Source organism: Winogradskyella maritima, assembly GCF_042650215.1.
Taxonomy (GTDB): domain Bacteria; phylum Bacteroidota; class Bacteroidia; order Flavobacteriales; family Flavobacteriaceae; genus Winogradskyella; species Winogradskyella maritima.
The window spans coordinates 1,070,150-1,089,415 of record NZ_JBHSAT010000004.1; the positions used below are offsets into that span (position 1 = coordinate 1,070,150).

Annotated in this window: 20 protein-coding genes; 5 read left to right on the forward strand and 15 right to left on the reverse strand. The window is 38.1% G+C overall.

All coding sequences use genetic code 11. From position 1 onward, the window contains the following. Positions 1 to 3: 3 nt before the first annotated feature. Both ACFOSX_RS05885 and ACFOSX_RS05890 read right to left on the reverse strand, forming a co-directional pair. Positions 4 to 459 (reverse strand): DinB family protein, encoded by a 456-nt coding sequence (locus tag ACFOSX_RS05885; protein WP_386097965.1) that lies wholly within the window; start codon positions 457 to 459, stop codon positions 4 to 6. Beyond that, a complete protein-coding gene (locus ACFOSX_RS05890) occupies positions 459 to 1,040 on the reverse strand; it encodes a TetR/AcrR family transcriptional regulator (protein ID WP_386097967.1) in 582 nt (193 codons plus the stop codon). The genes ACFOSX_RS05885 and ACFOSX_RS05890 overlap by 1 nt, the downstream gene beginning before the upstream one ends. Positions 1,041 to 1,124: 84 nt before the next feature. Between ACFOSX_RS05890 and ACFOSX_RS05895 the strand changes: the two genes are divergently transcribed. Both ACFOSX_RS05895 and ACFOSX_RS05900 read left to right on the forward strand, forming a co-directional pair. Beyond that, complete coding sequence (locus ACFOSX_RS05895; RefSeq protein WP_386097969.1) at positions 1,125 to 2,030, forward strand: helix-turn-helix domain-containing protein; 906 nt, start codon at positions 1,125 to 1,127, stop codon at positions 2,028 to 2,030. Between the two features lie 86 nt (positions 2,031 to 2,116). Beyond that, entirely contained in the window at positions 2,117 to 2,884 is a 768-nt protein-coding gene (locus ACFOSX_RS05900; protein ID WP_386097971.1) for an SDR family NAD(P)-dependent oxidoreductase, read from the forward strand. Positions 2,885 to 2,901: 17 nt separating this feature from the next. Here ACFOSX_RS05900 and ACFOSX_RS05905 read toward each other — a convergent pair whose 3' ends face one another. From ACFOSX_RS05905 to ACFOSX_RS05925, 5 genes are all read right to left on the reverse strand, one after another. Then, entirely contained in the window at positions 2,902 to 3,273 is a 372-nt protein-coding gene (locus ACFOSX_RS05905; RefSeq protein WP_386097973.1) for a hypothetical protein, read from the reverse strand. A gap of 74 nt (positions 3,274 to 3,347) precedes the next feature. Next, positions 3,348 to 3,701 carry a SnoaL-like domain-containing protein gene (locus ACFOSX_RS05910; protein ID WP_386097975.1) on the reverse strand — a complete coding sequence of 118 codons (354 nt, stop codon included), beginning with the start codon at positions 3,699 to 3,701 and terminating at the stop codon, positions 3,348 to 3,350. A 15-nt stretch (positions 3,702 to 3,716) separates the two neighbouring features. Beyond that, positions 3,717 to 4,220, reverse strand: a complete 504-nt coding sequence (locus tag ACFOSX_RS05915; protein ID WP_386097977.1) for an SRPBCC family protein — start codon at positions 4,218 to 4,220, stop codon at positions 3,717 to 3,719. Between the two features lie 219 nt (positions 4,221 to 4,439). Next, positions 4,440 to 4,901, reverse strand: a complete 462-nt coding sequence (locus ACFOSX_RS05920; protein WP_386097979.1) for a DinB family protein — start codon at positions 4,899 to 4,901, stop codon at positions 4,440 to 4,442. Between the two features lie 59 nt (positions 4,902 to 4,960). Beyond that, a complete protein-coding gene (locus ACFOSX_RS05925; RefSeq protein ID WP_386100238.1) occupies positions 4,961 to 5,866 on the reverse strand; it encodes an RNA polymerase sigma factor in 906 nt (301 codons plus the stop codon). A gap of 109 nt (positions 5,867 to 5,975) precedes the next feature. Between ACFOSX_RS05925 and ACFOSX_RS05930 the strand changes: the two genes are divergently transcribed. The 3 genes from ACFOSX_RS05930 (at position 5,976) to ACFOSX_RS05940 (ending at position 7,905) form a co-directional block, all read left to right on the forward strand. Beyond that, entirely contained in the window at positions 5,976 to 6,485 is a 510-nt protein-coding gene (locus ACFOSX_RS05930) for an SRPBCC family protein (protein WP_386097981.1), read from the forward strand. Positions 6,486 to 6,553: 68 nt separating this feature from the next. Further along, positions 6,554 to 7,297, forward strand: coding sequence for an alpha/beta hydrolase (locus ACFOSX_RS05935; RefSeq protein ID WP_386097983.1), 744 nt, complete (start codon positions 6,554 to 6,556; stop codon positions 7,295 to 7,297). Further along, the gene (locus tag ACFOSX_RS05940) at positions 7,294 to 7,905 is read left to right on the forward strand and encodes a DinB family protein (RefSeq protein WP_386097985.1); all 612 of its coding nucleotides are present in this window, start codon (positions 7,294 to 7,296) and stop codon (positions 7,903 to 7,905) included. Before ACFOSX_RS05935 ends, ACFOSX_RS05940 begins: the two co-directional genes overlap by 4 nt. 6 nt (positions 7,906 to 7,911) lie before the next feature. Here the strand turns inward: ACFOSX_RS05940 and ACFOSX_RS05945 are convergent, their stop codons facing one another. The 8 genes from ACFOSX_RS05945 to ACFOSX_RS05980 all read right to left on the reverse strand — a co-directional run bounded on the left by ACFOSX_RS05945 (position 7,912) and on the right by ACFOSX_RS05980 (position 19,262). Beyond that, positions 7,912 to 8,775 carry a phosphatase PAP2 family protein gene (locus tag ACFOSX_RS05945; protein ID WP_386097987.1) on the reverse strand — a complete coding sequence of 288 codons (864 nt, stop codon included), beginning with the start codon at positions 8,773 to 8,775 and terminating at the stop codon, positions 7,912 to 7,914. Continuing rightward, the gene (locus ACFOSX_RS05950) at positions 8,776 to 9,873 is read right to left on the reverse strand and encodes a DUF2652 domain-containing protein (RefSeq protein WP_386097989.1); all 1,098 of its coding nucleotides are present in this window, start codon (positions 9,871 to 9,873) and stop codon (positions 8,776 to 8,778) included. 79 nt (positions 9,874 to 9,952) lie between these two features. Beyond that, the gene (locus ACFOSX_RS05955) at positions 9,953 to 10,843 is read right to left on the reverse strand and encodes a hypothetical protein (RefSeq protein WP_386097991.1); all 891 of its coding nucleotides are present in this window, start codon (positions 10,841 to 10,843) and stop codon (positions 9,953 to 9,955) included. A 49-nt stretch (positions 10,844 to 10,892) separates the two neighbouring features. Next, positions 10,893 to 11,474, reverse strand: a complete 582-nt coding sequence (locus ACFOSX_RS05960) for a TetR/AcrR family transcriptional regulator (RefSeq protein ID WP_386097993.1) — start codon at positions 11,472 to 11,474, stop codon at positions 10,893 to 10,895. Positions 11,475 to 11,690: 216 nt separating this feature from the next. Beyond that, positions 11,691 to 14,594, reverse strand: a complete 2,904-nt coding sequence (locus ACFOSX_RS05965; RefSeq protein ID WP_386097995.1) for an alpha-amylase family glycosyl hydrolase — start codon at positions 14,592 to 14,594, stop codon at positions 11,691 to 11,693. 72 nt (positions 14,595 to 14,666) lie between these two features. Further along, positions 14,667 to 16,475, reverse strand: coding sequence for a SusE domain-containing protein (locus tag ACFOSX_RS05970; protein ID WP_386097997.1), 1,809 nt, complete (start codon positions 16,473 to 16,475; stop codon positions 14,667 to 14,669). An 11-nt stretch (positions 16,476 to 16,486) separates the two neighbouring features. After that, positions 16,487 to 17,587 (reverse strand): SusE domain-containing protein, encoded by a 1,101-nt coding sequence (locus ACFOSX_RS05975; protein WP_386097999.1) that lies wholly within the window; start codon positions 17,585 to 17,587, stop codon positions 16,487 to 16,489. A gap of 16 nt (positions 17,588 to 17,603) precedes the next feature. Continuing rightward, positions 17,604 to 19,262 (reverse strand): RagB/SusD family nutrient uptake outer membrane protein, encoded by a 1,659-nt coding sequence (locus tag ACFOSX_RS05980; protein ID WP_386098001.1) that lies wholly within the window; start codon positions 19,260 to 19,262, stop codon positions 17,604 to 17,606. Positions 19,263 to 19,266 lie beyond the last annotated feature (4 nt).

Genomic DNA, 19,266 nt, shown 5'->3' on the forward strand with positions numbered 1-19,266 from the left:
ATATTACCACCCTAAATACGATGGTGGTTTTACGTTTTTCAGTCTTAAATAAACAACCAGTTGTCCTCTATGATGCGACAGATGATTGTCCATTACGTTGGCAATTTCATATCGCGTTCGTTTCCCATACCAAACGTCTACTGTCTCGTTGATTTGCTCATCTGTCATCTGTTGTAACTGTTCAATGAACGTATCGAAAAAATCTTCTAGCGCTGTTTTGATTAAATCCTTTGACGTGAGTTTCGCTTTTGCGCCTGCCCGCTGTGGCGGGAAAGCGTAATCTGTAACAAATCGACTATGCGTTCGTAACCAACTCGTGATATGGCTCAATTGTGATTTATAGCTCTTTACTTCTGATGAAGGCTTAAAATCAAAATCTTCTTCTGGTAACGCATCCACAAATTTTAAGGTATAGCGTTTATTACCTTTCCATTTTCTGACCAATTCTTCGTTTCTCATTAGGGTTTCAGCATTAATTCTAATTGATTTTGAAAAGCGATAAGTGGTTCTTCGTGCATGCCTGATTTCATTAATACCAGTGCACCATTATACATCGCAAGCATAGCAATGGTTAAACTTCTAGCATCTTGTGCTGATGAAATCGTTCCATCGTTTTGTCCTTCTTCTATGCAGGCCTGAAAGACATCTATGAAATGTTCAAAATTAGTCGAGCAGGCTTCGGTCAACTTTGGATTGATTTGACCGATTTCCTGGCCCATTCCTACCAGTAAACAACCCCATTTGAAATTGTCTCGTTTGTAACCTTGAACGAATATATCGAACAGATGAATCAGCCTCTTTCTGGGATTGAGCGTTTTATCCGTTAGCATTTCTTTCATATAATCGGTGCTCCAAACGCCATAATAATCCAGAACCTGGGCACCAAAGTCATCCTTATCCTTAAAAAAATTATAGAAAGAGCCTCTTGAAATTCCAGCCGATTTTAAAATTTCATTCGTTCCCGTATTATGATATCCATTAAGCCGGAAAAGCTCCATTCCTGCTTTCAAAACATCATCTTTACTATGCTTTACATTCATAATATTACAATTAGACCAATCAATCTATTTGCAAAGATGTGGCATTTTTTTCAATTAGACAAATCAATCTAATTATATTTGTATATGACCAAAATCAAATCCTATAATTCTCTTTCTGCGCTATACCAAGATAATAATGTAGCACAACCTATTGAGCAAGCAATGGATTTTACGATTCACAGGATGGAAAAAGTGCATCCCAATCCCGTGACTTCACCTATTTTTAGGGCCAACTACTTTTCATTTTTAGTCGTTAAAAGTGGTAAAAGTTATTATACGATTGATAGCCATAAGTTTGATGTTTCGGCCAGCACGCTTTATTTTACAAATCCTGGGCATTTAAAATCCTTTGGTATAGAGGAAGTTGTAAATGGGTATATCATTACGACAAGCGAGCAATTTTTAAAGGAAAATGTCAATAATGATGTCTTTAGCGAGTTTCATTTTTTACTTTCAGAAACGGTTCCGCCTACCCAACTGACGGATGTTCAGCTAGAACGACTGCTTAATTTTTGTGAACAGCTGGAAACTGCTTATAGTAATACTTCTGCTTTACGGGACAAGATTTTAAGTTCGCTATTTGTCGTTTTTCTACTTAATATAAAGGAAATCTTGATGGCAAATGAGCAGTTTGTAATTGCCTTGGACCGTGATAGTGAGATTGTACAGCAATTCAAAAAAGATTTGGAAGTTGTCGTACGGTCAGATAAAATAAATCAAAGTGATTTAAAAGTTTCCGCTTTCGCGAAAGCGCAATCACTCAACGCCGCCTATTTTTCAACGGTTATAAAGACTAAAACTGGTCAGACTGCCAGTTACTGGGTTCAGCAGAAATTGGTCGATGAATCCAAAGCCTTGCTTAAAAACTCTACTCGAACGATAAAAAGCATTGCCTACAAATTGGGATACAGCGAGCCGACACATTTTACCAAATTCTTCAAAAACGCCACACAAATGACGCCTAGACATTACCGTAAGTCGGTTTCTTAAATGTTCGCCAGTTTTTCTAAAATATCTGCCTTTTTTGAGGCATAGTCTGTTTGCACCTTTGTATCGAACAAATAAAAAACAGAACTATGGAAACTTCAAGAACAAAAATTGCATTAGTAACTGGCGGAAGCCGAGGATTGGGAAGAGATATGGCGTTGCGCATTGCCGATAAAGGTGTAGACGTTGTGATAACATTCAATTCTAACGAAACCGCTGCTCAAGATGTCGTGAATTTGATTAAGGCTAAAGGGCGGAAAGCAATTGCGTTACAACTGGCGGTAGAAGACAACAAATCTTTCACGCAATTTAAAACTGATTTGGAAAGTGCATTAAGCAATGACTTTGATGCCACGCACATTGACTATCTCGTTAATAATGCTGGGATAGGAATGCACGCTAACATTGCTGACACGAATTTAGACCAGTTTGATACCTTATATAACATTCATTTAAAAGGACCGTTTTTCCTTACCCAAGAATTACTTCCTCTACTTGCTGGTGGTGGTGGAATTGTAAATGTATCCACAGGATTGACACGATTTGCGTTGCCTGGTTATGGTGCTTACGCCGCTATGAAAGGTGCAATGGAAGTATTTACGAAATATCTGGCTAAGGAATTAGGCGGTCGCGGAATCAATGCCAATATCATAGCGCCAGGTGCCATCGCTACCGACTTTGGCGGTGGTGTGGTGCGTGATAATGAAGAAGTGAATAATTATATCAGTTCTACCATTGCCTTAGGTCGCGTAGGTGAGGCAAATGACATAGGTGGTGTTGTGGCATTCTTATGTACTGAAGATGCAAAATGGGTAAACGCACAACGCATTGAGGTTTCTGGCGGGCAGAGTATTTAACTATTTTTAAACGATATTTAAGCCCATTTCTCAACCCTAAATTTGAAATCTGCGAGGTAGTAAGCGACCTTATTCTTCAGTACTAATTTTCCGAAGAGATTGTAAATAAGTCTTTTAAGCACGTTTGATTCGGCGATTTCATATTTTAAAATGGCCTTGATTATACTGGTGTTGTTCGAGCCAATTATGGTGGTAATAGCTACTTCAGGATTTCGAATATTTCGACATATTTTTTCTGGTTTTAACTGAAATGTGTGCAACAATAATTTTTTATTGTTGGCAGATGCGGTAATATGACCACTTTTAGTGAAAACAGTTATTCCTTCTGACAAGGAAGTAAATACCGTCATTGGCGACTTGTTAATTGTGCTTTGTAATTCTAATCTCATTGCTATAATATTAAAATGAAAAACCCTTGAAGCTTTCAACTTTCAAGGGTTTATCTGCTACTAACCATCAACCATTAATAGAAAAACTGTTCTGATAGGATTTTTCCGTTTTCAACTTTGTAAACGATAATCTCATCTAATGGCCATTTGTTGCCATCTTTCAATATCGCGGTCATTTTGTATGGAATAGCGATGTAGTCCTTTGCAACAATAGCGTCGCCTACTTCCAGACCTTCTGCACCAGCAATATTTTCTTGCATTGCTTTGTCTTTTGCTCTAATCGCATCAAGACCTTTTACATCTGCAAAATATTCAGATTGCGGTTCGATGTGATGCGCATCTTCGTGAAAGAGTTCTTCATAAACGGTTTCGAATTTACCTTCTCTTAAAAGGCTTACTAATCTATTTGCTACTTCTTGATTTGTCATTTATTTTAGTTTTAATTATGCGGCTTTTTTGCCTTTCTTCCTGAAATATTTTGCGTCAGATTTGATTTTCACGTCAGATTGTTTTCCAGTTTCGATATAATATTTTAAGTCCTCGAGGGTCTGATTGATATCCTTTCGCATTTTTGGTTTGATCATCCAACCCATCAACAATCCTGGTAGGGTTGCCAGTGTGACGTCTAAGTCCATTGTTACCTCCGAGGTATTGATACTCATTGGCTTTACTTTCCATTTTGCAGTCGCTGCTTTCATTATAAAAGGTGTGTCATCCAGATGATATTGTAGCTCCATCTTTTCTTCATCGGCGCGGTCTATGATTTCGCTCACATCGCCAAAAACGGTTGAACAGGTTCTACCTATATAATCGCTACCGGCTACTTCACGTTCTTTAGACTCGTTAACTGTACTTGCCCAATGGCAGGCATCTCCATAATTTGTGTAAAGCACTTCCCAAACTTTGCTGGCAGGTGCATTTACTTGAAGGGTTTTGTTAATTTTCATTATTTCTAAGTATTTATTTGCTTTAGCGCTGTGCTCTCCCGATGGTCGTGAATCTCACGAGTTCAATTTCGCGAAAGCGTAATCTTCATTGCTCTCTGCGTGATTGTTTATACTTAGATTCAGAATATGTAATGGTGTGACAACTTAAGCCGAGAAACCCCATAAAAAAACCTAAACAAAGGTTCAGGTCTTTCGAATATAGGGGTAACTATAATACTATTACCAAGCGATATAGCTGGGTGCTTTTATTCCTTTCATTCGTAAATGAACGATGGCTTGAGCCCTATGATGCGTGCAGTGATTAAAAACGATGTTCAAAATCTTTCTACGGCTCATCCGGCCAGCCCAAAAGGATGTGGTTTCTTCAAAATAAGACGCATCCTTGGTTTCAGCAGCCTCACTTAGCGCATTATATTGCTTCTTGAGATAAGAGATAACTGCATTCTTATCGTTCGCATTTGTGGGCTGCGGAACTGTTTGAAAATCCAAAGCTGAGTTTCCTATGTATGCCATTCCTTCTCCTATGTGTACCATTTGCTCTCCAAAAGAACGAACGTCTTCTGTGGGCTTATAGCTATAGGATGATTCTGGCATTTTTTGGGCTACATCAATCGTGTATTCCAGACTGTTTTTCCACTTCTTTAAAAATTCTTTCTTAAACGATGATTGTTGTGCTGTCATAGGCATCCAGGAGGTAAATAATAAGGTTAGTATTGCGGCTATCTTTTTAGTGATTTTCATTAGTTCAATTTCATTAAGTTCTTAATATGGTCATCATTTACGATGTCTTCCAGAAAGGTCTTTTTATCAAAATCCTTTTTGTAAGGTAATTGCCCATAGAGTTCAGCATATTTATCATCAATGATTTTCATCATATCGTCAGTATCGCCTTTGATTTCAGTTTTGAACTTTGAAAACTCTTCACGATTAAAAAGCAGATTTCTACTATCGATAACCTTATTATTTAGAGCAAAGGTCACTTTCTTATGGCATCGGCAAGGGTTGGACTTGTTTACCAAACCACATTTTTCGTTCATAAAATTAAAGATGTCCTTACGTGCTCTTGATAAACGCTGTCTAAAATTATCTTTTGAAATATTGAGAATTTCTGAGCCTAAGTTATGGTCTGCATTGAACATCTCGCCCAAAATATAGACCAGTCGCTGTTCTCGCGTAAGGCACAGAAGCATACCGCTCATACAGCTATAGTTCATTTCCTTTATAAACGCTTTGTTTTCTTTCTTTTCCATTTCTGTTAGCTCCGTGTCTGGCGTCATATCTAGACCTTGGGCCATTTTATCAAAACTCTCAAAAACAGACTCGTTTGGGCGTCTTTTAGACATTAAAAAGTGATTTGCCACGATACGATAGGCCCAGGTTCTAAAAGAACTCTTACCTTTAAATTGAGCCAAATTTGTTATAATCTTTATTGTCGCTTCTTGTGTAAGGTCTTCTGCATCTGCCGGATGACGAACCATCTTCCAGGCAATATTATAGATAAACGGCTGATGCTTGAGTATCAAATTTTCAAGAGATGCTTTATTACCATCTTGTGCCTCTTTTACCAATTGATGGTCGGTCTTGTCACTTGTATACTCCTTTAAGAACGGATTGTCCATAACATTGTCTTTAATAGTTAGATGCATCAATAGGCGGGGTGTGACAACATACTAAAAATAATTATTTCTCTGCCAAAGCTGTCACACATCATTAATGTCTGAATCTAAATCATATAATCTAAAAATGATAATTAAAATGAAACGATTAAAACATGTTATGGTATTTGCGATAGCCATATTTGGATTAAACCAAATGAACGCACAAAATCCCAACGCTAAAATAACAAACACAATGATTGTTGAGGCCTCAGCAGACGATGTTTGGGAAGTACTGAGAGAGCTTGATAATATCGATGAGCTTTCCAGTTTGGTAGCAAAAGTTGAGTTCACAGGTGACAAAGCTGCAGGTGGTACAAGAGTTTGCACGTCTCCCGACGGACAAGGAAAGTTTAAGGAAAGTATCCTTGCCTTCGATGATGCTGGTAGAACATACACCTATGCCGTAGTTGAAGGAGTCCCTGCAGCTGGAATGGTTAACAATTTTAAGGTAGTTGATTTAGGGTACAAGAAATCTATGATTGTATGGACGTCTACTTACGAGAAGTTTATGAAGAATCCACAGATGAACGAAGAGCAGTTTAATGGCTTTTTAAATACGGCATCTAAGGAAATGATGGCCAATGCGGCAAAAATGGCTTCAAAATAGTATTGAGTCTATTTTCCAAGTATTCAAAGGGTTGTGCTAATCGTACAACCCTTATTTAAAATGATGATATGAAGTTTAGAATTATAGCGATAGTAATAATAGTAGCGCTTTCGGGACGATTGTTCGGTCAGCCGGACACTGAAGATGACAAACTATCTTCCTTTACTATTGATAGTGATATTCTTTCTGAAAGTATTTCGGTTACGACATATAATGCAATTTCAACTGATAAAGTTTCGAACATCGTTTACATCACAGATGGTCAGAAAATGATTGACAATGGTGCTTTGGATACGATAAGAACACTAACTCAGGATGGAAAAATTCCAAAGGCTAAATATGTATTTGTAAGTACCATTGATGTTCGAACAAAAGAGGATAAACGCAACACCTATTTTTTCTGTAATACGGATTACATTCGGTTTTTTGAAGAAGAATTAGTTCCTCTAATAGAAGGGAGTCCGCGTCTCAATTCGAAATACAGAAGTCTGATAGGGATATCATTTGGTGGATTGAATGCCTCTTATTTTTCTGGGAGGACCAATTTGTTTCAGAACTACGCCTTGCTCTCTCCAATAACTTATCCTTGCAATGACGCGCTTACCGCTATTGCATTTTCAGAGAATAAAAACCTCAATATCCTAATTTCAACAGGAAAAAACGATGCTGAAAATTACGTGACACCGCTGACCAACCTTTACCAATCAAAAGGATATACAGTGAAAAATGTTACGACTAACGGTGCACACGATTTTGAAAATTGGAACCATCAGCTAGAGGACGTATTGAATTTCTTAATTCAAAAAAAATGAAAGTAGCACAGCTCATTTCTGTAATCATTCTAAGTATACAGACAATCGCTTGTCAAAATAATAAACCCATAAATCCAGATTCAGATATGCTCTTTGATAGAATACCACGTAGTGAGTACAACACGAATATGACGTATTATACCGACAAAGCTTTGCCAGGCTCTTCGCTTGAAGAAATGTTGAGAAATACAACTAACGAGATGATAGCATTTATCGATGCAATACCTGAAGATAAAATCGATTATGCATACGGTTCTTTTAAATGGACGGTTGGTGAGGTATTGCAACATATTATTTCATACGAAGAAATAATGCTTGAAGTCGCGCTTTTGAATGCAGGTGTTATTTCAGAAAAAGAGCATACAGTTTATTATAACCAAAATACCACTATTGCCGGCGCCAAAGGTAAAAGTAAAAGCGATTTGCTTGCTGAATTTAAACGTGTACGTCAAAAAACAGAAAATGCCTTTAATTCATTAACGGACGAACAGCAAAAGCGTATGGGTACTTTAGATGGAAATAAGACTTCGGTTAGGGTTATTGCATTCTGTATTTCAGGTCATCAGACCCATCATTTTAATGTGATTAGAGAGCTGTATTTGGATTAAAATAATCTAAAACGTAATTGTCGCTCCTATTGCGTTTCCACTGAAAGATAGATTTAGTGATAGTTTCTTGGTTTTTATATCATTGTATTTTTCTTCATATTTCCTATCGAGATAAATATCAATCGCCTCAACCATAAAATAACTTATTGCCCAGCTTAAAAAAACATCGCTTGCCCAATGTGCATCATCATAAATTCTTGATATTCCAGGGATGACACCTATAGCATAAATAGGTGCTTTTACCCACCAACTTTCAAACTGTTTGGCAATAACGTGTGTATTAGTAAAGGTTAATACAGAATGACCTGATGGGAATGAACGGTAGCTTGAACTACCGCCAAAAGGACGAAAATGATTCTTACCTAATTCCGTTCCTGGTCGAGCACGTCCTGTTGCAGATTTTGTAAATTGCTGAAGAAAACCAGTCGCGGTTGCAGAAGAAATAAGCAACACACCTGTACGCCGTAATTTTTCGTTCTTGGTAAAAAGACCAGTTAAATATACTGCTCCTGTAAATCCGTAGTTGTTTTGTGGACTTCCTGCATACCATCCATAGTCCAATAACATCTCTGGAACGCTTTCTATATGACCTCTAAACTCTCTCCTGATATTATCATCGATGGTATAAAGACCCAGCGTTCCAGCTGTAACTAGGCCTAAATTCATAAAGTCATTTTTCTGCCAATGCAATGGTCTTGAGTAGGCATAACCAGTGCCTTGAAAAACATTTCCCATATCATAAGTGAATGTTTTCCAAAGATTGCCTCTATCTGCTATTGATGTTTGTGCAATAGATAAGGAGAATAGTGATAACGTTACGATTAAAAGAAAAATCTTGCTAAAACGCATTTTATGAGAGTCGTATATCATCTAGTTTAATAACAACTGCTTGGAGCTTATAAGTTGGTGTAATTTATCTATGGATGAAGTTAGACCAATCCTGAATTGTTTTTTACCTACTAGAGTCATTAGAATTTTTTGGAAGATTGTCTTGGTTTTCCAGTATTGTTCGACTAGTAAAGTAGATTTGTTTTCATTTATCGGTTCTATGATATAAAATTGATACAGCTTATCCACAGGTGGTGGGTCTGTAGTGAGTTCGCCATAAACTAACTGCTCTATAGGAACTTTTTTAATTACCGTTGTGAAGTTGAAATGCTTGCCGTTAATTACACAAACGTGTTCTGTACCTTCACGTGTTACTTCATTCTTATTAAACTGAAACTCTTCCACACCGTCAACCCAAATATGGCGATAGCGATAGTTTGTTATCAATTCAAATAGACCATAAGCATCAATCGGCATTTCACGTTTTAGAACAAAGTTAGGTTCACTTTTGGTCACGATAATCTCTGGTGGTTCAAAACCTAATAGTTGGAGTTTATCAATATCAATTTCGGCAAATAGATATGAAATATTTTTCCCATCATAGGTATCTACGCTTTCGCGAAAAGTGAACAAATTACTTTCATACGTGGCGTTAAGGCCTATGACATTTGCCAGTTGCTCGCTTATCAAAACATAATTATCAGAATCGATTGAATTTTTAAGAAGTCTATGTGCTTGAATGACCATTTCGCCGAAAGGCTTTCTGTTATTCTGAACAGTCATAAACTGAAGTTCGCCACAATGCAGTACAATCTTTAATTTGAGATTAGGTGCCGACGCACACGCCCGACAAGGGCAAATACGGTTTGCTTCCATCATTTTGAGATGACTATAGAAAGCGGTGTACATCGTTTCAATCTGAGCGAGCAATTTCTCTTGCGATGGAATTTGATTTTCTTTGTAAAATAAGAGCGCGTCGCCCTCAACTTCAGCCAGGCGCATTGACTGTGTGTTTGCAGAAATAAGAACTTCAAGAAGTTCTGCAATAACGTGCTCACTATGCTGTACCTCGGTTGTTTGAACAAAGTGGGTGAAACCAGAAATATCTGGAATAAATAAAAGTGATTTTTTTAAGTCCATATGCTATGCCATTGTCAAGCAACCGTTGTTTTTAATAAGTTCTCTTCTTTATAACGCCTCTATTTTTTATATAGATGTTTTAATCATTAGGCTTCGAAAAACCTATGTATTCAACATCCTCAAGAGGATAGAGGAGTTCTTTTTCAAAAGAATCAAACTGATAATTGCTTAAAGCGAAACTATAAACCTTGTTATCCAATTTCTTAGGTCCTTTAAGTTGTATCTGAACATTACTTGGCAAATAAGCACCTATGCTTGTTTCCTTACGTTCATATCTTGCAGTAGCGTGTTGCATTCCTTTTGGCATTGGGAGAAAGAAATCATTAATAGTGACTTCTAAAAGGTCAATATGTTTGGTAATAGGATTGATGTACACCAAAAATCTATCAAACTGTTTATTGGGTTCCTCTGAACCCCATGTAACATAAACAGTTTCGTAAGTTTCGCCTTCGACATCCTTTTTGCCAGCATATCGAATAATGTCAGCATCGGGTAGGTGCACAGGAGCTTCTAATAGATAGTGAGAGGTGGCCAAACCCCAAATATATCTATCGTGTACGTGTCTTTTGAGATAGTCGCTACCGTTTTCTCTCTTATAACCTTCCCACGATTGGACTCCTTGTATAACACCTTCTTTACTGCCTTCTTTATATTCTACTTGACCGTCAAATGAGTTGGTGGCAAACCGTAGTTGAAGCTCCTTGTTGTTATTGCCAGGAAATGCATTCATAGGCATCATTAGCCAGATGCCCGTCCAATTGAATTTAGCATTAGCCTCATATACTTCCGTTTCTGAAAGTTTATCGTAGCCCATAGCATTCTTGGCTTCAATGAGTAAAGTTTTTCCTTTTTGTTCTGCGTTTGTTATGTTTTTATTCTTTAACGCATCTGTCCGTAAGTCGACGGCTTTGCAAGAACCGAGTAGAACGGTTACGAATACTAAGCTTAAGATTCTTAAATTTTCATTCATTGTATTAAATTAATTAGACTGTTCTGTTTATTTTGTAGTTAAATTTTTTTTAGACTGAAATGAATTTAAATGTCATCTCAAACCAAATATCCATATAAACTCTATTACGAGTCACTTTTGTTCTAGCTAGTACACCGTAAAAACCTGAGTGCATATATTCGGCGAGTTCAAGTGCCGAAAAATCCTTTGTTATTTCTCCAGCATCTTGCCCTTTTGTAATCTCCATAGCAAGAATGTTTAGCCAGCCCATAAAATGCTGATTTGCTTCTGAACCTAGAGTATCGTTTTGTCTACCTACCTCTACGCTCATATTATTTACAAGACAACCGCCGTTGTATTCATCTTTTTCATTTAAATTAATCATAAAAGAGTAGAAGGACTTCAAGCATTCTATCGGCGACAAGTCACACTCTTCAAAAAAGTCTTGCATCCAGCAGTAATTTGATTCACCATACTGCTTGATAACTTGTTGGGCAAAATCTTCTTTAGATTCAAAGAAGTTATAGAAAGAACCTTTAGGGATACCTGACTCTTTTAGAATCTTATTGATACCCACATTGTGATATCCATTAGTTCGAAAAACTTCGTAACCAACCTTGAGAATGTTTTCTTTGTTATGCTTGTAACCCATGTCGACTACAAATATATAGATTATTTTTAAATTAGACCAATTGGTTTATTTTTTATTTACCGAACATTATATGATCCTACATATAATTATTCTGTCGCACGAATTATGGTTTAAGAACCTACCTGCATTCTGGAGCGTTTTTAATCAAGGTATACAGTGCACAAAAAAAGCTTCCATATCGGAAGCTTTTTCTGGCTCAATTGCATTATATAAAAATTAGTTGAGCTTGACTAACTTACCTGTTTTAAAGCCTCCATCTCTACTTTTACTGCGTAGCATATAGATGCCTGTGTTCAATTCCGAAACATCAAACTCATGATTTTTATTGAAATCACCGTTAAAGGTTTTAACCAATTTTCCGGATAGGTCATAAACTTCCACCGTAGAGACGTCGGTTGTAATTTTAAAGCTGTCATACGTAGGGTTTGGATACATTACTAAAGAATTTAAGCGATTCTCTTCCAAGCCCAAACTTTGCACAGCCTGATTACCAAATATTCTAAATTGTCCGGCTGGGATAACAATTGACGGTGTTGATTGAGAAATCGTTGTTGCACCAGTAGGATCCATAAGATCGTACCAAGTTGAGGTAACACCTGTTGGAAAGCTTGTGTTTACGCTTTGATCGGTGACATTAAAATTGGCTAGTATGATAACGTTTCGTAGCTGGGATGTAGGTATTGTAGTATCAAAAACATCAATTCGTGGAGTGAAATTTCCTGAGGTAATGGTGTAATCTCCTTCAAAGACAGCTTCATTGATTTTAAGCGCATGCAGGCGTGACCAATCATCATAAATTTGTGCTCTCAATGCATCGCCTAACCAATTGTTCGCCCATTGTGGTTGTGGCTTAGTGTCTAATTTACAACTTCCAGGTGTAGTATCAGACTCTGTGTTTACAGTGCCGTTTGTACACGTAAATATCGAATTTTCCATACCTAGTTCACCAAAGTGCCATATCATCTTAGGGCCAGGGACCATAACCGACATTGCTCCAAGTGCAGACATACGCGAGAGTGCTGTGTTTAGATTCTGAACATTATGACTACTATTAGAGCTGTTACCGAACTCTAGGTTCTTATACATTAAACGCTCTTCGTCATGACTTTCTGGATAACCGACAACACGTGGACCAGCAAAGGTTGATCTCGATTTATGTCCAATGCCAGCAATATTTTTATTACCGTTCTGTCCCATAGTCAATTCATTATAAGGATCAGTCATTTTACCCCACATCATAATGCCTTTTCCTTCTGCAAAACGGTAATTAGCCCACTCCTTTTCTTCATTCTCAGAACCGAGATGTTCAAAAATTACGTAGTGGTCAGAATCTATAGCCCAAGAATGGTCTGCATATTCTCTAAGGACATCAACACGGTCTTGTTGGTAATTATTTGTGCAACCAAAATCACCATCAAAAGTACCGTTACCACAATTCTGCGTGAAGCCTTTAGTTAAATCCCAACGAAATCCATCTATTTTATATTCTTCGATCCAGTATGTTACCACCTGTTTTGCATAGTCTCGTGTTACTGTAGCGCTATGATCAAAATCACTACCTACGTTAAATGCATGCTGAGGGAACTGATTAAAGTATGGATTATTTGATGCAGGTCCTCCCCAGCCGTCACCATCTGGGTCGTCCATCCACATCCGGACCAAAGGATTTCGGCCAAAGGCGTGGTTTAAGGCAATATCCAAAATTACCGCGATACCATTTTGATGGCAGATATCCACAAATTCCTTAAATTTTTCAGGTGTGCCGTAATATTTATCTAACGCCATGTGGAATGAGGTGTTATAACCCCAGCTCTCATTGCCTTCAAACTCCATAACAGGCATAAGTTCTATGGCATTTACTTTAAGGTTCTTGAAATAATCGATGCGATCGATTAAGTCTTGGTAGTTTCTGTCGGCATCAAAATCCCTGACTAATACTTCATAGACAATTAGGTTTTCCTTTTTTGGTTTATTAAAGCTATTAACGACCCATGGATATGGCGTTTGTCCTGTTTGCAATACCGTAACTTCACGTTCTTGGCCTGCTGGGTAAGCGGGTAGGTTAGGATCTAAATTCGGATTAAACGGATCGTCAAACGGTGATAATACCAATGAAGAAAACGGATCTGCAGTTTTAACTATAGATGGCGAATTGGCAATGGGATTGGTGTCATAAACCCAATATTGATAGGTTTCATACTGTCCAGGAGTCAATCCTGTAAGCTCAATCCAGTATTTTCCTGTTGCCGGGTCGCGCTTCATGTTATCCGTGTTGGTTGGGGAGTAGTTGTTCCAACTTCCTGCCACTCGGATAAATTCTTTTTCTGGTGCGGTCAATACTAACGTAGCTTTTGTAGCGTCTGCACCATAGTTAATACCGTCTATAAGACCTGGGGCTAATGGTTCCTCCGTTACCGTCGGTGCAACAATGATATCAAAAAAGGCTTCGCCAGTTTCAGTCTCTCCTGGTGGTGTACCAACTAGACGTACGGTGGCGTCACTTGTCACACCAGTCAACGTTGCTACACAATTAGGAAAACCGCAGACTTCATCGCTTACCGTTGGGGTAGTATCATTATTTAGGAAGACATCAAGACGACCTTGAACTGTGGTGCTTCCTTGAAAGCCAATCGTTGCCGTGATATTAACGTTATCACCACTATTAATAATGACAGGATCACTCGTCGGTGCTAAGATATTCACTACAACACGCCCAACTTCTTTAAAGTTATCTGATGATTGATTCGTACCATCCTTAGTTTTAAGCAGAAATCCGATCTCTGCAACATCGGTAGAATTAAAAAAAGTTTCAGGAACACCAAAATTGTAAGAATAGGTGCCATCACCATTATCAGTGAACTTAGCCGTTTCAGGCGAATTGAAAAAATCACTTCCAGTTGCGGAGGGATTATTTATCTGTGTTCCTGCACTATTAAAGTGCCATGCCCACAAATAAATATCATTGACACCCCATTGGGCTACAGGGTCGAAATTGGATACAGTAAGTGTAATATTAGGCTCATCGTCATTAAAGAAAGCTGGTGTCCATGTATAGGTTTGTGCCAATAACGATGTTAAGCCAAAAAAGAGAGAGACTATAAAAAGTAGTGTTTTTTTCATTGCATTTTGTTTAAAAAGTAAGGGCTATGTAGATGTCTACACAGCCCTTTAATTTAATATGTACTGCTAATTTTACTCAAGAGTAATAGTTTTAGCAACCGTATTCAGTGTCAGGGTATAAGTACCTGGTGTTCCATTGAAGAAGAAATTGCTGTCTCCATCATTGGCATTTTCTAGTTGGGAATCGATTGTATATCCGTCGTTTTCGTAAGTTGGATAATTGATTCCAGTTGCCCAATCACTATTGACGGTAAAGAATCTAAAGGCATCATTTGTTAATGCTACAGGCCCTGAGTAAATACCAGCACCAGTGCAAGGTAAAGCTACTGGAGTATCCCAAGACCATCCTGCATCTACCACACCTGCTCCCACCAGCCATAATTGTTCAAATTCGCACTGTAATTGTTCTGGCTCTACGGTAATGGTTTTATTGATATCATCAACCGTCACAAAATAAGTTCCAGGCGTTCCGTTGAAGAAGAAATTGCTATCTCCATCATTGGCATTATTGAATTGTGCATCAATAGTATAACCATTTCCTTCATAGGTCGGATAGTTAATACCAGTTCCCCAATCACTATTTACAGTAAAGAATCTAAAGGCATCATTTGTTAAAGCTACGTTACCGGAATACGTTCCGTTTCCAGTACATGGTAAGGCTACTGGCGTATCCCAAGACCAACCAGAATCTACAACACCAGCACCAACCATCCATAACTGGTCAAAGTTACAGTTAGGACCAACCACAGGAGGGCCTAAGGTTATGGTTTTTGCTTCTGTATCAATTTCAATAAAATACTGGCCTGGAGTGCCGACAAATCTAAAGTTACTATCACCATCATTGGCATTCTCTAAATTACTATCAATGGTATATCCTACGGCTTCGTAAAATGGGTAATTTAAACCTGAAGACCAATCGGATTCTATTTCAAAAAATCTGAATGCGTCATTTATTAAATTAATGTTTCCTGAATATTTAGTCCCTTGTAATGGTAGCTCTACAGGATTATCCCAAGACCAACCAGCATCTACAGCTCCGGCTCCAACAACATATAGTATCGGGGCTAGTTCTACGCTAAATGGTGTCACTTCAATGGTAATAACATCGGAAAAACGTTCCATATTTCCGCCATCCATCTCAATGGTGGCTTTAATTCTAACATCTAAATTTGAAGCTTCTTCAGCGTTTAATCCTATTGCCAAAGCCAACTCGTTAAACTCAGTATGTGTCATGGAAACAAACATTTCTCCATCTGCAGGGGACACAGTTTGTACTGGATCAAAATCGGTGCCTGCGGCTCCAAACTGTACTTCGTAAATAACATCAACACTACTTGCATCCCCAAAGTCTGGATCTTCAATAGTCACAGTTATGGCTTCGTCATCTGGAGTAGTTTCTAGTAATACTACTGAGAATGTATTGTCTATCCCAGCAACAACTGGAGGTGCTTCTGCAAAAGAAGACACACTAAAACTTACACTATTTGAAACGACGTTTCCAGAATTAATACGCATAAATACGGTGAATGGCTCAAAGGCATTAGCACCATTATCAATAAGTATTTGGTTAAATTCATCAACAGTCATTGAGAAGGTGTTCCCCGTTGAAGTTCCCAACATTATTGGAGATTCAAAAAGAGAATTGACATCCATCTCAATGGTGTAGGCGTCAGAATTTGTGACATCATCATTCCATGCAATCGTAAAGGCTATATTCTCTGGAAGATTATAGTTAAGATTGATATTGGATATGGAAGGTGCCAACAATTCAAAATCGGCTTCCGGTTCGGTAAGTATTAGAGTCTCTTCTGTTTCACAGGCCGTGAACATCAAGAGCAATCCTAATACATAAAAAGGAATTTTTTTAATATTAAATTTCATAGTCGTTTTTTTTAAAGATTTAATGGGATAAGAATATACTCTCCAGTAAGGTCGTTGAACCAAACATCGTAGTCGTCACCTACAACCACTGGTATGCTGGCGCCTCCTTCTGTTGCTATACCAGAGAATTCATTATCCGTTGCCCATGTTGTCCCTGTATTTGTTAAGAAACCAACTTCACCTTGCGACAACGTAACGCTGTTTGCGTACCAAATATGTCCGTCAAAATTAAGTTGATTCATGCTTACAGGCTCTGATGTAGCAGATCCTTGAATAGTCATACTTGAAAAGTCAGTAGCTCCTGATGCATCAAAAGACTCAAATGAGTAGCTAAAGGATCCGAAATTAATGGTGAAGGTATAAAAACCAGCAGTCTCGATAGCTTGGTTGTTATTAGGGAATGTTCCAGGATCATCAGTATCTCCAGGATTAACGTCTATTGTAGAACCATCATTGGTACCCCATTGTGGTTGCCACTGTCCTTTTACTTCTAAAACTTTAAACTCGCCTGCTGCAAAGAAGCCTGTATATCTATAAATACTGGAGTTGTTACCGTCACGGAATAGCGCAGGATTATTGTTATCGTTATTCCAGTCTGGAGGTGTTGCATTTCCAACAATATAATAATCCTTAAAAGGATAGTTGAAGAATGGCGTTACTGTAAAACTTATAATGTTAGAAGGTACTGGTAAACCATTCTGAGTTCCTATGGAAGACATGATACGAGCATACAAAATACCTTCGGTAAAAGGTGCAAGACCAGCATTACTAGCAGCACTGTTTAGTTCCCCTACAGACAAAGTAACTGTATTTGTACCACTGATATTTGCTACAACAACAGGTTCGGTAAAAGCTTCGTCTGAAGAGACTTCTAGTGCGTAATTTTCTGCTGTTGGTTGTCCATAATCTGCTTGCGTCCAAATAAATGTTGCAACAGGATTAGCCGTATTGTTAGGATCTAGCACAATCGATGAACTGGCTAAATCTCCTAAAACCACGGGCTGTGTACTGTTAACTGTAAATGTCTCAGAATCATCCTCACAAGAGGTGACAAAGACACTGGCCAAAGCAGTGGCCAAAAATAGAATTGATATATTTTTATATAGTTTCATAGTCATTTTAAATTTTTTAGTAACCTGTGTTTTGGTTTAATTCAGGATTTGAAGCTAAACTCAAACTCGGAATTGGATAAACATTGAAATGTGCCGGAATAGCGATTCCATTACTTCCATTACCCTTCCATGCCCAGTTGTAGTTACCGCCAGTGTATCTATTGAATCTAATCAAATCTTGGCGTCTATGCGCTTCCCAGTGTAATTCTCTTGAGCGCTCGTCTAAAATAAAATCTAAGGTTAAATCACTAGATTCTACAACTTCATCATTATTTGCTCTATCTCTCAACTCATTTAAAAGGCCTAAAGCTGTAGATTCTGAACCACCGCCACCTCTTAGGTAAGCTTCGGCATACATCAAATACACATCGGCTAATCTAAACAATGGAAAATCGGTATCTACAAAGGTCTGGTCAATACCTGGTGTTCCGTCTGATGAAACATTAGAGTATTTCTGTAAAATAAAGCCTGTATCACGATTTGAAATATCAACAATATCGACTGGTCTTGGTGTAGGAGGCGTTGGTGGCGTCGTTACAATCGTTACACCATTAGGAACATTAACACCTTCAATAAGTGTATTTCTTTCGTCTTGAGAAAAAATACCATCAGCAAATAACTCAGCAAATTCTCTACGTACACGAAGAGCACCACCCCAACCACCTTGGGTTACTCCAACGACTAACCCATTGGTTTCAAGACTGCCTACAGAACCATTAACCATAACCGTAGTAGGGCCAAAGTTTTGAGTGGTTAATCCATCAGAGACAATGGGGAAAATAATTTCACTAGTCGCTGAATTGGTATTGTTATCTGCCATAAAGTTGTGCAAGTAAGAATCAGCCAAAGCATAGCCAGAACTTAGAAGTGCTTCACATTGTGTTATACAATCTGGATATCTGTTTTCTCCTATGTAGACTTCAGCATTTAGATAAATCTTCGCTAGAATCATATTAGCTACACCTCTGTCGGCACGGCCATATTCGTTTTGACCAGCAGCAACTAAATCACTTTGGATATCTAATAATTCACTTTCAATAAAAGTAAAAAGCTCAGCGCGACTTACTTCTGGCGGCGTAAAGTTAAGAGGGTCATTTTCAGTGATGAAAGGCGCTTTTCCGAAAAGGTCCATCATATAGTAATAAGCCATAGCCCTTAATAACCTAGCTTCTGCACGGTACGCAACAATATCTTGGCGTGTGGCGTCACTAACATTTCTACCGTCCAATTTTTCAGCGGTAGTTTCCCTTAAAAAATTATTGGCAAAGGACACTGAAGCCATAGTTCTACTAAACATCCCTAAAATCAAAGGATTTTGGGGTGTCCATATATTACGTTGAAGTTCTCTAGTACCAGCATCATTTTCATAAGACCAAATCATTTGATCGGCAGCAAGTGTTTGCATGTAGAGCAATACACGGCCAAATTGGCTAGTACCCGCATCAATACCTGCTAGATTGGAGTTTTCAGCCCCTTCTGTTCCAGTTAGGGCCAAATTGGCATAGACCCCAGCAAGAAGGCTACGGTAGGCACTTTCGTCTTCAAAGGCATCTTCGGTCAATAGTGTGTCATCATCATTTGGCGTGATATTTAGGTCGTCTGTACAACCTACCATAAATACCATTATTAATAATAAGACACCAACTTTTTTAAATTGTTTTAATTTCCTTTTCATAGTG